The sequence below is a fragment of the Promicromonospora sukumoe 327MFSha3.1 genome (assembly GCF_000385135.1).
Taxonomy (GTDB): Bacteria; Actinomycetota; Actinomycetes; order Actinomycetales; family Cellulomonadaceae; genus Promicromonospora; species Promicromonospora sukumoe_B.
This window is the reverse complement of the sequence record NZ_ARQM01000010.1, coordinates 1,813,888-1,827,312: the sequence shown is the minus strand read 5'-3', so window position 1 is coordinate 1,827,312 and position 13,425 is coordinate 1,813,888. Positions and strand designations below refer to the sequence as shown.

The following is a 13,425-nucleotide window of genomic DNA, read 5'->3' as shown; positions in this document are numbered from 1 at the left end:
GGGCGGCGTCAGCCCGCTGACCGGCCCAGATCCGCCCAGCGGCGCCAGGCCGCGATGCGTTCCTGGGTGATCGGCAGCACGGCGTCGACGGCGAGGTCGCCGACCAGGATCCGCAGCGGCGGCTCGTCGGCGTCGACCACGGCGAGGACCACGCGGGCGACGTCCGCCGGGGAGGACGAGCCCGGCGGGTGCCAGGCGGCCGCACGCAGCGCGTCGTACGCCGGAAGCTCCGCCGCGCGCACCGCGGAACCACCGCGCCACTCGGTGTCCACGGGTCCCGGCTCGACGAGCGTCACGTGGATGCCGAACCCCGCCACCTCCTGGGCCAGCGACTCCGACAGCCCCTCGAGCGCCCACTTCGAGGCGCTGTACCCGCCGAGCCCCGGCCAGGCCGCGACCCCGCTGGAGCTGGACACCTGGACGATGTGCCCCGCGCCCTGGGCACGCAGCACCGGGAGCGCCGCCTGGGTCACGTGCAGCACGCCGAAGAGGTTGACGTCGAGCTGCGCGCGCAGCTGCTCGGGCGTGATCTCCTCGACCGTGCCGAACAGCCCGTAGCCCGCGTTGTTCACCACGACGTCGATGCGGCCCAGCTCCCGGGCCGCGGCCTGCACCGCCGCCTGGGCCTGGTCCGGGTCGGTCACGTCGAGCCGCAGCGGCACGACGGCGTCGCCGTGCTCGGCCACGAGGTCGTCGAGGGCGGCCAGGTCGCGTGCGGTGGCCGCCACGCGGTCGCCGCGGTCCAGGGCGGCCGTGGTCACGGCCCGCCCGAGCCCGCGGCTCGCGCCGGTCACGAACCAGGTGCGGGTGCCTCCCACGACGGCGGGCGGCGCCGCGTGTGGCCCAGGGTCAGCCTTCATGGGTGCCATCGTGCCAGGCCGGCGGGTGACCTGTTGCCGAGGTCGCGAGCGCCGGCCGGCGGGACCTGGCCGGCGCGCCCCGAGGTTCTGTTCGAGCCACGAGGTTGCAACGTTTCAAGCTCGGTCCTGCGGGCAGGAGCTCGTGGTCCGAACAGAACCTCGGGAAGCACCCTGCGACACGCGCGTCACGAACCGGGTGGTGCTGCCCACGGAAGACCTTCGGCCGCGACGGAGCACTAGGCTCACGGCATGCCAGTGGACGACGTCGACACCCGGCCCGCGACGACGCGGCCCCTGACGCGCCGCGAGCGCCTCCGCCGGCAGACCGTCGACGAGATCGTGGAGCGGGCGCTGGAGCTCGTCGACACGGGCGGCGCGCACGGCCTGTCGATCGCCTCGGTCAGCAAGGCGATGGGGATGACGCCGCCCGCGCTCTACCACTACTTCGCCTCGCGGGAGGCGCTGCTCGACGCCCTGGTCCTGGCCGGGTACACCGATCTCGGCATCGCGGTGGAGGCCGCGGCGCACGCGGCGGCGGACCGCCCCGCCGCCAACCGGGTGTCCGCGATCGCGCACGCGTGGCGCCGCTGGGCGCTGGAGCACCCGCGCCGGTACGCGATGCTCTTCACCGGCGTCCGGCGCGAGGCGGTGGATCCCCTGGAGCACGTGGGCCCGATCACCCAGAGCATGCTCGCGCTGGTCACGGCGCTCGAGGAGCTGGAGCGGGACGCCGGGGGCGTCGCGGACGGCGAGGGTCCCGCCGGCGGGTCCGGCACGGACAACGTTGGCGGCGGGTCCGGCACGGAGCAAGCCGTCAGGTCCGGCAGGGTCAATGCCGCCGCCGGCGGGTCCGGCACGGACAACGGCGGCCGATCCGGCACGGACAACGCCGTCGGCGGCAGATCCGGCACGGCGCCGGAACCCGGCACGAGGCAAGGCCTCGACGCGGAGCTGTCCCGGTGGGGCCGCGCACTTGGGGCCCCACCGGAGACCCCGCCCGGCGCACTGCGGCTGGCGTTGTCCACCTGGTACCGCGTGCACGGGCTGGTGTCGCTGGAGCTGGTCGGCGGCTTCGACACCATGGGCCTCGACGGCGGCACCCTGCTGACGGCCGAGATCGAGAGCCTGGTCCGCGAAGCCACCCGCTGACCCGACCCGCCGCGAAAGTGCGCTTCTACCCAGCGATTACGCCCGAAACAGCCCTCGTTTCGGGCCTAATCGCTGGGTAGAAGCGCACCTTCTGTGGCCGCGCGGGGAACGCCCGGCTCAGCGCAGCCCGACTCAGCGCCCCGCCCCCGGCGCCTCCGCGTGCTCGGTCAGGAACTCCCGGACCAGCGCCGCGACCCGGTCCGGCTGGTCCAGCGTGGACACGTGGCCGGCGTCGGGCAGCACCTCCATCCGTGCACCCGGCGCCGCGGCGACGGCGGCGTCGAGCTCCGGCTGGAGCACCAGCGGGTCCGCGGTGCCCCGCACCCAGAGCGTCGGCACCGCCATCCGGTGCAGCTCCGTCAGGAAGTTCGTGCGCATCGCCCAGGGGCCGTACGCGAGCGCCTGCCAGTCGTCGAGCGCGGGCTCGCGGTGCCGGTGCTTCTGCTCCGCCTCGCGCTCCGCGAGCTCGACGGCGCGCTCGATGCCCGGCGTCCCGGCGCCGTGCTGGAGGTTGTCCACGAACGACCGGCGCACCGCGCGGGGTGACCGGGCCAGCCACGCGGTCGTCGCGCGGAGCAGGCCGGGTGTGCGCGTGGACAGCCAGGTGAGGAACTGAGCCGGACGCCGCGCGCCCAGCCCGCCCGGCGCCAGCAGCACGGCGGCGCTGACCCGCTCCGGGTGGTCGAGCGCGGTGCCGATCGAGACGCCGCCGCCCATGGACAGGCCCACGAGCGCCGTCTGCTCGACGCCGAGCTGGTCGAGCAGGCCGATCACGATCCGCTGCAACAGCGCCTGGTCCACCCGGCCCGGCCAGGGTCGGCTGCCGCCGTGCCGCGGCAGGTCGATCGCCAGCACCCGGAAGTGCTCGGCGAGCGCGGGCGCCACGTGCATCCAGTCGAGCTCGGCGGTGTCGAGCATCGCACCGTGCAGCAGCAGGACGGGCGGCGCGTCGGCCCGGCCGCCGCTGTAGAGGCGGATCGGCCCGCCCGCCACCGTCAGGTCGCGCACCTCGTCGAACGTCGCGGTCATCGCTCCTCCTCGTCATGCATCGTCCCGGCCGTGTCCCGGCCACCTGCGGCGTCGCCGCCGGCACCGCCGCCACCCACACCGCCGTCGCCAGCTCCGCCGTCGCCAGCACCGCCTCCCTCGCCGTCGATCCCCACGCGCACCAGCTCCGCCACCACCCCGAGGGCGGCCCGGAGCTGCTCGGAGGTCAGCGGCCCGATCAGCGCCGACGCCGACAGCAGCCCGATCGTCACGCTCGACAGGGCGAGCGAGACGGCCTCCGGGTCGACGTCGGCGCGTACCTGCCCGGCGGCCCGCAGCTCCTCGATGTGCCCCGTGATCCAGCGGAACCGGGCGCGGTACCGGTCGGGGCCGACGGCGCGCACGTGGTCGCCGAGCACGGCGCGGTCGTCGAGCATCGCGGCGGACATCAGCGGGTCGTCCAGAAGCGCCTCGACCCCGGCGCGGTACAGCGCGCTGAGCGGCACCGGGCGGGGCAGGTGCGCCGTGAGCGCGTCCACGCGGTCGCCGAGCCGGACGGTCGAGCGCTGCAGGACGGCGTCGAGCAGCTCGTGCTTGGACGCGAACTCGCGGTAGATGCCGCCCTTGCTCACGCCCGCGGCGTCGGCCACGGACTGGACGGACATGGCGTCGAAGCCGCGGTCGAGCACAAGGCGCTCGGCGACGTCGAGCAGGGTCTCCCGGCGGTCCGGGATGGTCGGTCTGGGCATACGCACCTCCGTAGTGACCCAAAATACCCTATGGGTCACTACGAGTGGGTCGCTACGGAGGTGCGGTGAAGTCAGGGCACGAGCACGACCTTGCCGCCGGCGCGTCCGCCGTCGACCAGTGCCTGGGCCCGAGCCGCTTCCTCCAGCGGCAGCACGTGCGCGACCGGCACCGACACCTCACCGCGGACGACGGCGCCGATCAGGTCCGCGAGGTCCTCGGCCGACGGCTCGGACCGCTCGGTGAACTCGACGCCCAGCCCGCGGGCCGCGTCGTCCGCGAGGGTGAGCACGCGGTCGGTCCCGCCCCGCAGCTCGATGCTGTCCGGGAGCACGCCGCGGCCGGTGGTGTCGAGCACGGCGTCGACGGCGGGGGCGAGCGCGCGGACGCGGTCCACCAGCCCCGGCCCGTAGGTGGTGGGCGTCGCGCCCAGGGCCGCGACCCGGTCCTGGTTGTCCGGCGACGCCGTGCCGATGACCCGCACGCCCGCGGCCACCGCGAGCTGGGTCACGAGCGAGCCGATGACGCCGCTGGCCCCGTGCACCAGCAGCATCTCCCCCGCCGCCGGGCGCAGGATGCGCAGCGAGCGCCGCGCGGCCTCCCCGGCGACGGGCAGCGCGGCCGCCTGGGTGGCGGCGAGCCCGTCGGGCACGGGCGCCCACAGCTTGAGCAGGGCGAGCTCCGCCGCGCCCCGGCTGGTCCATCCGGTGACGCGGTCGCCCGGGGCGACCCCGGCGACGTCGGGCCCCACCTGGTCGACGACGCCGGCGGCCTCCAGCCCGGGCGACCCCGGCAGCCGCGTGCGGAACGCGGACTCCATGGCCCCCGAGCGGACCTTGCCGTCGAAGGGGTTGAGGGCCACCGCCTCAACCCGCACCCGGACCTGCCCGGGTCCGGCCTGGGGCTCCGGGGCTTGGCCGAGGTGCAGCACCTCGGGCCCGCCGAACTCGTCGAAAACTACTGCGCGCATGGTGCGTCCTCTCTGTCCAGGACAGTCTCCGGCACGACGCGGCGGCCCGACGTCGGGCCAGCGCCGGGCCGGGCCGGAGCCCGCCCGGTCAGGAACCCGGGGTCCGCGCCTCGGCGGCCCAGGCCTCCGAGACCGGCGCCATCAGCTCGGGGTCCGACGACGGCTCGAGGCCCGGGCCGCCCGCCTGTTCCGTCGTCGGCCCCGGGACGGTGAGCGTCGCGATGGCGGTGGTGACCGGGATGGCGAGCACGAGGCCGATGGAGCCGACGAGGGTGCGGACCACCTCCTCGGCGATCTCGCCCGAGGTGAGGGCCGTGGCCGGCGACTGGTCGACGAGCCAGACCATCATCAGCAGCGGCAGGGCGGCACCCACGTACGCGAAGGCGATCGTGTAGACGGTCGAGGCGATGTGGTCGCGCCCGATCCGCATGGCGCTCGTGAACAGCTCGGCCCGGGTCGCTGTCGGCGCGACAGCGCGCAGCTCCCACACGGCCGAGGCCTGCGTGATGGTGACGTCGTTGAGCACACCCATGCCGGCGAGCACGATGCCGCACAGCGCGATCCCCCGCAGGTCCGCGCCGGGCGCGCTGGACGGCAGGAACGCGGAGGCCTCGTCGGTGGTGCCGGTGATCTGCGCGGCGCGCGAGGCCCAGGCCGCGATGCCCGCGGTCAGCGCCAGGCCGACCAGCGTGCCGAGCAGGGCGGTCGAGGTGCGTGCCGACAACCCGTGCGCCAGGTACAGGGTGACGAACATGATCAGGGAGGACGTCACCAGCGCCACGCCGAACGCGTTCTGCCCCGCCAGCAGGGCCGGCATCGTGAACCCCAGGAGCACCACGAACGCGAGCCCCAGTCCCGCCATGGCCGCCAGCCCGCGCCAGCGCGCGACGAGCAGCACCACCAGCGCGTAGGCGACCGCCAACAGGGCGATGGGCAGCTCGCGCTGGAAGTCCAGGAACACGAGCGGGTCGATGCCGGGCTGGGAGACCTGCGAGATGTCGACGGCGGTGATGCGGTCACCGGGCTCGAGCGGGACCGAGGGCCCCGGGGACTGCATCCGGGAGGCGGTGCCGTCCGCGAGCTCGACCGGGACGGCGCCCGTGGCCGGGTCCGCGGGACCGGCCACCGTGACGTCCACGAACGACGTCCCCTCCGCGCGGGCCGGAACCCGGTCGGGCACGTCACCGCCGGCGGGCCACAGCAGCCAGAGCCCGGCCAGCGTCGCGAGGAGCGCCGATACCAGGATCATGACCAGGAAGAACGTGGTCTTCGGCGCGGCAGGACCCGCCGAACCGTGCGAGGAAGCGTGCGCCATGCGGACATACTGGCCCACCATTGCGCCGCGGGCACGGTGAGCGGAACGTTCGTCCGACAGCGGCTTCGGCCCGGCACCGGCGTGACCAATATCCGCCCATTTCCCTATTGGGCGTCAACTCAAGACAGAACCCATGAATACGCCACTGTGGGCCGTATTGCGACAACACTATTTCTGGTGTGACATGGACAGCATTCCCTGTCGAGAACTCACACCCGGGCGGTTTTCTTGCGGACATCAGCGAAGGTCACTCTCGGGGCGCTGGCCGCCCTCGTCCTGCTCGTCGCCGTCGCCGTCGGGAGCTGGTCGATCCGGGGCGCCCAGGCGAACAGCGCCGACCAGGCCGCCGCCGCTGCCATCGCCGCCGCCGACGACGTCCGGGTCGGAGTGCCCACCGTCGTGTCCGCCGAGGCGCTCGAAGAGTTCTCCGCCGACCACTACCCCCTCTACTGGGCCGGGGAGATCCCCGACACCCAGATCGAGCTGACGCACACCGCCAGCAGCGGGACTTTCGTCCGCTATATCCCAGAGGGTAAGAAGGCGGGCGACTCCGACAAGTACCTCACCGTCGCCACCTATGACGCCATCACCGGATACGAGGGGCTGAAGTCCGCGGACAAGGATCTCGCGACCGTCGAGAAGAGCAAGAGCGGCGCGGTGATCGCCGTGTTCGACGACCGCCCGCTCTCGACATACTTCTCATTCCAGAATGCCGCTTTCCAGGTTGAGGTCTTCTCGCCCGAGAAGAACGAGTCGAAGAAGCTGACCGACGACGGCTCGATCAGTCTCGTCGGCGGAGAGACGCGTTGACCTGGTACAGACGCGCCGGGCGAACCACCCTGACCGTGGGTGCGACGGCGGTCCTGTTCCTGGCCGGCGACCGTGTCGCCGCCGATGCGGCGACGGGGCCGGACCACCCGTGGGAGGGGCAGCAACCGCCCGGCCTGCGGGGCCCGGTCTTCGGCGAGGCCGACGCCGGTACGGGCGAGCCGGGTGAGACGGGCGCCACCGGACCGGTCGGGCCGCAGGGCGCCACGGGTGCGCAGGGGGCCATGGGGCCGAGCGGGTCGGCCGGGCCTCCTGGCGAGCAGGGTGAGGCCGGGGCGGATGGGTCGGTGGGGCCCCAGGGGGCTGACGGCGGCGTCGGGCCCCAGGGTGAGGCTGGGGCGCAGGGCGAACGGGGTGCCGACGGGATCGATGGCGCGGACGGGGCAGACGGCGAGGACGGGGCCGACGGGGCGCAAGGTCCTGCGGGACCGCAGGGTGTGATCGGACCGCAAGGCGCGCAGGGAGCCGACGGCGCGACCGGCGCTCAGGGCGCCGACGGACCCCAGGGCGCCGAGGGAGCACCGGGGGCGACGGGGCCGCAAGGTGCCGACGGGGCGCAGGGCGCTGACGGCGAGGACGGGGCCGACGGCGCCGCCGGCCCGCAGGGTGCAACCGGCCCGCAAGGAGCCGACGGTGCTGAAGGAGCGCAGGGCGCGACAGGTGCGCAGGGCGCAGATGGTGCCGACGGATCCGACGGTGCCGATGGACCGCAGGGCGCCGCGGGAACGGACGGCGCCGACGGAGCCGACGGCGCGCAGGGCGCGGACGGATCGGACGGCGCCCAGGGCGCGCAAGGAGCCGAGGGCCCGCAGGGCCCCACCGGACCGCAGGGCGCCGCGGGCACGGACGGATCAGACGGCGCGCAGGGCGCCCAAGGAGCCGACGGAGCGGATGGCGCTCAGGGTGCCGACGGAGCGCAGGGCGCGACAGGTGCCGACGGTGCTCAGGGGGCGACCGGTGCCAACGGACCGCAGGGACCTGCTGGACCTCAGGGCGCTGACGGTGCACGAGGCGCCGATGGCGCGCAAGGAGCCCAGGGCGCTGTCGGCGCTCAAGGTGCTGACGGACCCCAAGGCCCCACCGGACCCCAGGGCGCTGACGGCGCGGCCGGACCCGGAGGCGTCCAGGGCCCGGCTGGACCGCAAGGCCCGCAGGGCGACACCGGCCCGGAGGGTCAGGCCGGCGCGCAGGGTGCTCAGGGCGCGGACGGCGCGGCGGGAGCCGAAGGCCCGCAGGGTGCGACCGGCGCCCAGGGCGCTGACGGAGCCGACGGGGCGAATGGGGCCGACGGCCCACAGGGGCCTACTGGCCCCCAAGGTGCACAAGGCGACACAGGTGCGCAGGGCGCAACTGGTGCTCAGGGTGCCGACGGCGCGACAGGCCCGCAGGGCGCGAACGGAGCCGACGGCTCCCAGGGCGCTCAGGGTGCAACCGGTGCCCAAGGAGCAACCGGCGCTCAGGGATCTGACGGGCCTCAGGGACCCGCCGGACCGCAGGGTTCCGATGGAGCTGACGGGACGGATGGGGCCGACGGCCCACAGGGACCGGACGGCCCCCAAGGTGCCCAGGGCGACATGGGCGCACAAGGCGCAACTGGCGCCCAGGGATCCGACGGAGCAGACGGCGCCACCGGACCGCAGGGTGCCGACGGAGCCCAAGGATCCACCGGTGCCCAGGGTGCCGACGGCCCCCAAGGACCAGGCGGACCGCAGGGCGCGGACGGTGCCCAGGGCGCAGACGGCACCGACGGGACCGACGGCGCCGACGGCCCCCAGGGACCTGCCGGACCTCAGGGCGCGCAGGGCGCACAGGGAGCAGCCGGTGCCCAAGGAGCAACCGGCGCGCAGGGGTCTGACGGACCGCAGGGGCCCGCCGGACCTCAGGGCGCGGATGGCACCGACGGAGCGCAGGGCGCAGCGGGCGCACAAGGCCCCGCCGGACCCCAGGGCGCTGCCGGTACCGACGGCACCGACGGAGCGCAGGGTCCTCAAGGAGCCGACGGCGCGCAGGGTTCGGACGGCGCGACTGGCCCACAGGGAGCGACCGGCTCTCAGGGCGCCGACGGCGCGACAGGACCGCAGGGTGCCGACGGCGCCGACGGAACAGACGGAGCCGACGGCCCCCAGGGGCCCACGGGCCCCCAGGGCGCACAAGGCGGCACGGGTGCACAGGGCGCTACCGGCAGCCAAGGGCCTGCCGGCCCTCAGGGGCTCGCAGGACCGCAGGGCGCAGCCGGTGCACAGGGCGCGACCGGCGCCCAAGGAACCCCCGGCACAACCGGACCCCAAGGAACCCCCGGCGCAACAGGACCCCAGGGCGCCACCGGAGCGCAGGGAAACCAGGGAGCAGCCGGCCCGCAGGGCGCGACGGGTTCACAGGGCACCACCGGAGCCCAAGGCGCCACCGGTGCACAGGGCCCCACCGGTGCACAGGGCCCCACCGGCCCCCAGGGCGCCAACGGCACCGCCGGCGCCCAAGGCCCCACTGGCCCACAGGGCCTCACCGGCCCCCAGGGCCCGCAGGGTCCCGCCGGGCCGCAAGGGCCCCAGGGCGTGCAGGGCGCGACGGGTTCCCAGGGTGCGACCGGCGCACAGGGCACGACCGGAGCGCAGGGCACCGCGGGCGCCCAGGGCGCAGCCGGTACCGCCGGCGCGCAGGGGCCGGCCGGCCCGCAGGGCGCCGTCGGACCGCAAGGGGCGGCGGGCCCGCAGGGCGCGGCCGGACCCCAGGGCGCGCAGGGCGCCGCGGCTCCCGCGAACGGCGGATACTTCTACACGACCTCGACGGCAGCACAGAACGCGAACACCCTGATCCCCCTGACCACGGCGGGCACCACCTACGGCACCGGGGTGGCGCTCAACAACGGCGGGATCACCCTGCCGGCGGGGACGTACGTCGTCACCTACTCCTGGTCGGCCGACGCCGTCGGCGACCTCCTGAACGCCTACACCGAGATCGTCTCGGCCTACCTGGTGCTCGGCGGCAACGAGGTCGCGGGCTCGCGGATCAGGTCGACGACGTCGACCCTGTCGAACCAGGACGGCTACGTCTCCAACACGATCACGATCTCGACCACGGGCGGCACGCTGCAGCTCTTCAACGGCAACCGGAACGTCACCCACGGCACGACGAACCTCGCCGGGTTCGTCGGCGCCGTCAACGTCCAGCAGGTCTCGCGCTGAGCAAGCCCGCACCTGTCAGACGTACAGGTCACCAGAGTGACCTGTACGTCTGACACGGGCTCAGCAGAGCAGCGGGCCGCCCTGTCGCGGGCCGTCCTTGATCGCGAGCAGGTTGGCGCCCACGTAGGAGATGTCGTGCGTCCGGTCGAACTCGGTCGGGAAGTACGTGCGCAGCCCGCTGACCTGGAACCGCAGGTGCGAGCTGCCCGGGAACGCCCGCTCGCGCAGCGGCGCCTGGGTGAGGTACCAGAAGCTGTTCTGGTTCCAGAACGCCACGTGGGTCGGGTCCTGGAAGGCGCCGCGCCCGTCGGTGCTCGGCGTCGTCGTCAGGACCAGGCCGCCGTGCGCGAGGACGCGGTGGCACTCCGTGAAGAACGCGAGCCGGTCCGGCACCCGCTGCAACAGCTCGGTCGCGACGATCACGCCCACCTCGCCGTCCCCGTAGGGCAGCACCGGGTCGCGCGCGTCGATCCCGAGGTCGTCCGCGCCGGGCACGAGCGTCCGGTCGGGCCACTGCGCGGTGTGCAGGTCGAGCGACGCCAGGCCGTTCCGCTTGGCCCAGGCCACGGCGAGCCCCCCGACGCCCCGGTGGTAGAGCCGCACCGTCTCCTGCTGGATCAGCTTGTTGATGCGCCCCTCGCGCTGCGTGTTGCGGTCGTGGATCCGCTGCAGGTAGAGGCAGGCGTCGACGTGGTGGAAGTCCCCGACCTCGAACAGGCGCATCATCAGGTCCTGGTCGTCGAGCACCTCGAGCGTGGCGTCGTACCCGCCCACCCGCTCGTACGCCGTGCGCCGGAACGCACGCACATGGTTGGGCGCGTACCAGATGTACCCGACGTTGTGCGGGCTCGGGGCGAGCGCGCGGCACCGGTTGACCAGCATCTGGTTCACGTTCGCGGGCGCGTACTCCCAGCCCATCGCCGGGTTGAAGGTGTCGAAGTTGGGCGAGCCATCCGCGTTGACCTGCGCGAAGTCCGAGTACACCAGCACCGCCTCGCGATGCCGGTCGAACGCGGCCACCACCTCGGCCAGGCAGCGCGGCGCGAGGACGTCGTCGTGATCCAGCTCGAGCAGCACCTCACCGGTCGCGAGCGCGCACGCCTCGCGCTTGAGCGCACCCACCAGACCAGTCGCCGCCCCGCGCAGGACCCGGATGCGCGGGTCCGGCGACGGCGGCTCCCACTCGGCGTCACCGTTGAGGAGGATGACCCACTCCCAGTCCTGGTGGGTCTGCGCGACGACGCTGCGGTAGCAGTCGTCGAGGTACGCCGGCGCGTGACTCGGTGTGAACACGGATACCTTCACGCGCTCGCGGCCCCCTGCCTGTCGAATGAGCTCGCGCGGTGTGGCCGGGCCACACGATCCGCGCGAAGTACATTCATAGGGGACAACCGGTCGTGTCGCATCCGCAGCCCCCGGGCCAGGCACGACTCGCCCGGGAACGGCTCAGTCCAGGAACGTCACCTCGACCAGCCGGCTGTCGCGCACCCAGCCCTCCAGGTCGACCGGCTGGGCCAGATGTCCTGGGTTGGCGGGCTGGTTCAGGTCGGCCACGATCTCGGTGAGCACCGCGCGCCGCTCCAGCTCGTCCGTGACCGGGCGCGCCGTGGCCCGCAGGTCCGCCCGTACGCCGTGCTTGAGGTGGAAGGTCAGCGCCGGCTCGGCCACCAGGTTGACGTACCAGCTCGGCCGGTCGACCGTGCCGCTGCACAGGTAGGTGCGGCCGGCCACGTGGTAGAAGAAGATCTCGATCCGCCGGGGCAGGCCGCTCCGCCGCCCCGTGGTGGTGATGTCGACGATCCGCTGCCGCGTCGAGGCGGCCGGGGTGATCTCGACGGCCCGGCGCACGGCGTTGTCCATCACGCCGCCTCGTAGCGCAGCGCCGGCCCGAGCAGCAGGCCGCCGTCGAGCACGTACTCCGAGCCGGTGGCGAACGCGGCGTCCGCGGAGGTCAGGAAGAGCACGAGCCGCGAGAGCTCGGCCGGCTCCCCCAGCCGCGGCACGGCGAACGGCTCGGGCGAGTAGAGGTCCGCGATGGGCCGCTCGCCCTCGGCGACCGGCGAGTTGATCAGCGGCGTGGAGACGACGCCGGGGTGCACCGAGTTGACGCGGATCCCGTCGCGGCCCAGCTCCAGCGCGGCGGACCGCGTCAGGCCACGCACCGCCCACTTGCTGGCCGTGTAGGCCGCGTAGTACGCCGTGCCGACGTTGCCCATGGTCGAGGAGATGTTGACGACGGCGCCCCCGCCGCCGCGCCGCATGGACGGCGTCACCGCGCGGATGCCGAGGAACTGGCCGGTCACGTTGACCTCCAGCGTGCGACGGAAGGCCTCGGCGTCCATGTGCTCGATCGGCGCCGCCGACTGCTGCATCCCCGCGTTGTTCACCAGCACGGAGACGGGGCCGAACCGCTCCTCGGCCGTCGCGACCGCCGCGGCCCACTGCGTCTCGCTGGTGATGTCGAGCGCCACGTGCACGGCCCGCTCCCCCAGCTCGGCGGCGAGCGCCGCGCCCCGCTCGGCGTCGCGGTCGGCGATCACCACGTTGGCGCCCTCGGCGTGGAAGGCGCGCACGTGGCTGACGCCCATGCCGCCCCCGGCGCCGGTGACGACGACTGTCTTGTTCTGGAATCGCTGCACGGGTGGTGCCCTTCGCGTCGTGGGTCTAGTTGTGAGTCGCCCGACTCACCTCTCGATCAGGGTAGGCACGGCCGGAGAGGTGAGTCAAGCGACTCACCTCACAGCCTGGGGCATGATGGGCCCATGGCGACCGGCACCGGGACGTACCACCAGCAGCTCGCGGAGCAGAAGCGCGCGGCGATCATCGCCGCCGCGACCAGCCTGTTCCTGGAGGGCGGCTACGCCGGCACGTCGCTGGCCCGCGTCGCCGAGGCCGCGGAGGTCTCCAAGGCCACGCTGTTCAAGCAGTTCCCCACCAAGGCCAGCCTGTTCGAGGCGATGGTCAGGGAGCACTGGAACGCGGACGACGACGAGCGCCCCGAGCCCGCGTCCGGCGACCTCGCCCGCGGGCTGGCCGAGTACGGCCGCCGGTACGCAGCACTGATGTCCCGGCCCGAGATGGTGGGCCTGTACCGCATCGTCATCGCCGAGATGCCGCGGTTCCCGGGGCTCGCCGAGACCCACTTCGACGTCGGCAAGATGCCGTTCTTCGACGCGGTGAAGCACTACCTCGCCGCCGAGCACGACGCCGGGGCCGCACGCATCGCGGACCCGGTGGCCGCCACCACCCAGTTCATGGGCATGATCTCGAACTTCACGTTCTGGCCGCGCCTGACCGTCGTCGGCTGGGACCCGACCGACGCCGAGACGGCCCACGCCGTCGACGACGCCGTGACCACGATGGTCGCCCGCTACGGCGCCCGCTGAG

The 13,425-nt window shown here is 74.1% G+C and carries 13 protein-coding genes; 4 read left to right on the top strand and 9 right to left on the bottom strand.

Annotated features, from left to right (window positions below):
• Nucleotides 1-8 precede the first annotated feature (8 nt).
• Nucleotides 9-860, bottom strand: coding sequence for an SDR family NAD(P)-dependent oxidoreductase (locus H291_RS0111870; protein ID WP_020015216.1), 852 nt, complete (start codon nt 858-860; stop codon nt 9-11).
• Nucleotides 861-1,109: 249 nt separating this feature from the next.
• Here H291_RS0111870 and H291_RS32490 point away from each other — a divergent pair, with 249 nt between their 5' ends.
• Nucleotides 1,110-2,009 (top strand): TetR/AcrR family transcriptional regulator, encoded by a 900-nt coding sequence (locus tag H291_RS32490; protein ID WP_084467965.1) that lies wholly within the window; start codon nt 1,110-1,112, stop codon nt 2,007-2,009.
• A 132-nt stretch (nt 2,010-2,141) separates the two neighbouring features.
• On the opposite strand, the gene H291_RS0111860 is transcribed toward H291_RS32490, so the two are convergent.
• The 4 genes from H291_RS0111860 to H291_RS29725 all read right to left on the bottom strand — a co-directional run bounded on the left by H291_RS0111860 (nt 2,142) and on the right by H291_RS29725 (nt 6,028).
• Nucleotides 2,142-3,038 carry an alpha/beta fold hydrolase gene (locus H291_RS0111860; RefSeq protein ID WP_020015214.1) on the bottom strand — a complete coding sequence of 299 codons (897 nt, stop codon included), beginning with the start codon at nt 3,036-3,038 and terminating at the stop codon, nt 2,142-2,144.
• A complete protein-coding gene (locus H291_RS29730; RefSeq protein WP_020015213.1) occupies nt 3,035-3,745 on the bottom strand; it encodes a TetR/AcrR family transcriptional regulator in 711 nt (236 codons plus the stop codon). The genes H291_RS0111860 and H291_RS29730 overlap by 4 nt, the downstream gene beginning before the upstream one ends.
• A gap of 71 nt (nt 3,746-3,816) precedes the next feature.
• Nucleotides 3,817-4,713 (bottom strand): NADP-dependent oxidoreductase, encoded by an 897-nt coding sequence (locus H291_RS0111850; protein ID WP_026365666.1) that lies wholly within the window; start codon nt 4,711-4,713, stop codon nt 3,817-3,819.
• Between the two features lie 88 nt (nt 4,714-4,801).
• Nucleotides 4,802-6,028, bottom strand: coding sequence for a YibE/F family protein (locus tag H291_RS29725; RefSeq protein ID WP_232216031.1), 1,227 nt, complete (start codon nt 6,026-6,028; stop codon nt 4,802-4,804).
• Nucleotides 6,029-6,256: 228 nt separating this feature from the next.
• On the opposite strand from H291_RS29725, the gene H291_RS0111840 reads away from it, so the two are divergent.
• Nucleotides 6,257-6,838 carry a hypothetical protein gene (locus H291_RS0111840; protein ID WP_020015210.1) on the top strand — a complete coding sequence of 194 codons (582 nt, stop codon included), beginning with the start codon at nt 6,257-6,259 and terminating at the stop codon, nt 6,836-6,838.
• A gap of 869 nt (nt 6,839-7,707) precedes the next feature.
• Here H291_RS0111840 and H291_RS34555 read toward each other — a convergent pair.
• Nucleotides 7,708-8,172, bottom strand: a complete 465-nt coding sequence (locus H291_RS34555; RefSeq protein WP_232216030.1) for a hypothetical protein — start codon at nt 8,170-8,172, stop codon at nt 7,708-7,710.
• A 1,236-nt stretch (nt 8,173-9,408) separates the two neighbouring features.
• Here H291_RS34555 and H291_RS34550 point away from each other — a divergent pair.
• Nucleotides 9,409-10,038, top strand: a complete 630-nt coding sequence (locus H291_RS34550; protein ID WP_051109413.1) for a hypothetical protein — start codon at nt 9,409-9,411, stop codon at nt 10,036-10,038.
• 60 nt (nt 10,039-10,098) lie between these two features.
• On the opposite strand, the gene H291_RS0111825 is transcribed toward H291_RS34550, so the two are convergent.
• From H291_RS0111825 to H291_RS0111815, 3 genes are all read right to left on the bottom strand, one after another.
• A complete protein-coding gene (locus H291_RS0111825; protein WP_020015209.1) occupies nt 10,099-11,331 on the bottom strand; it encodes a glycosyltransferase in 1,233 nt (410 codons plus the stop codon).
• A gap of 153 nt (nt 11,332-11,484) precedes the next feature.
• Nucleotides 11,485-11,898, bottom strand: coding sequence for a nitroreductase/quinone reductase family protein (locus H291_RS0111820; RefSeq protein WP_020015208.1), 414 nt, complete (start codon nt 11,896-11,898; stop codon nt 11,485-11,487).
• A complete protein-coding gene (locus H291_RS0111815; RefSeq protein WP_020015207.1) occupies nt 11,898-12,677 on the bottom strand; it encodes a glucose 1-dehydrogenase in 780 nt (259 codons plus the stop codon). The genes H291_RS0111820 and H291_RS0111815 overlap by 1 nt, the downstream gene beginning before the upstream one ends.
• A gap of 123 nt (nt 12,678-12,800) precedes the next feature.
• Here H291_RS0111815 and H291_RS0111810 point away from each other — a divergent pair, with 123 nt between their 5' ends.
• Nucleotides 12,801-13,424, top strand: a complete 624-nt coding sequence (locus tag H291_RS0111810) for a TetR/AcrR family transcriptional regulator (RefSeq protein WP_020015206.1) — start codon at nt 12,801-12,803, stop codon at nt 13,422-13,424.
• Nucleotide 13,425 lies beyond the last annotated feature (1 nt).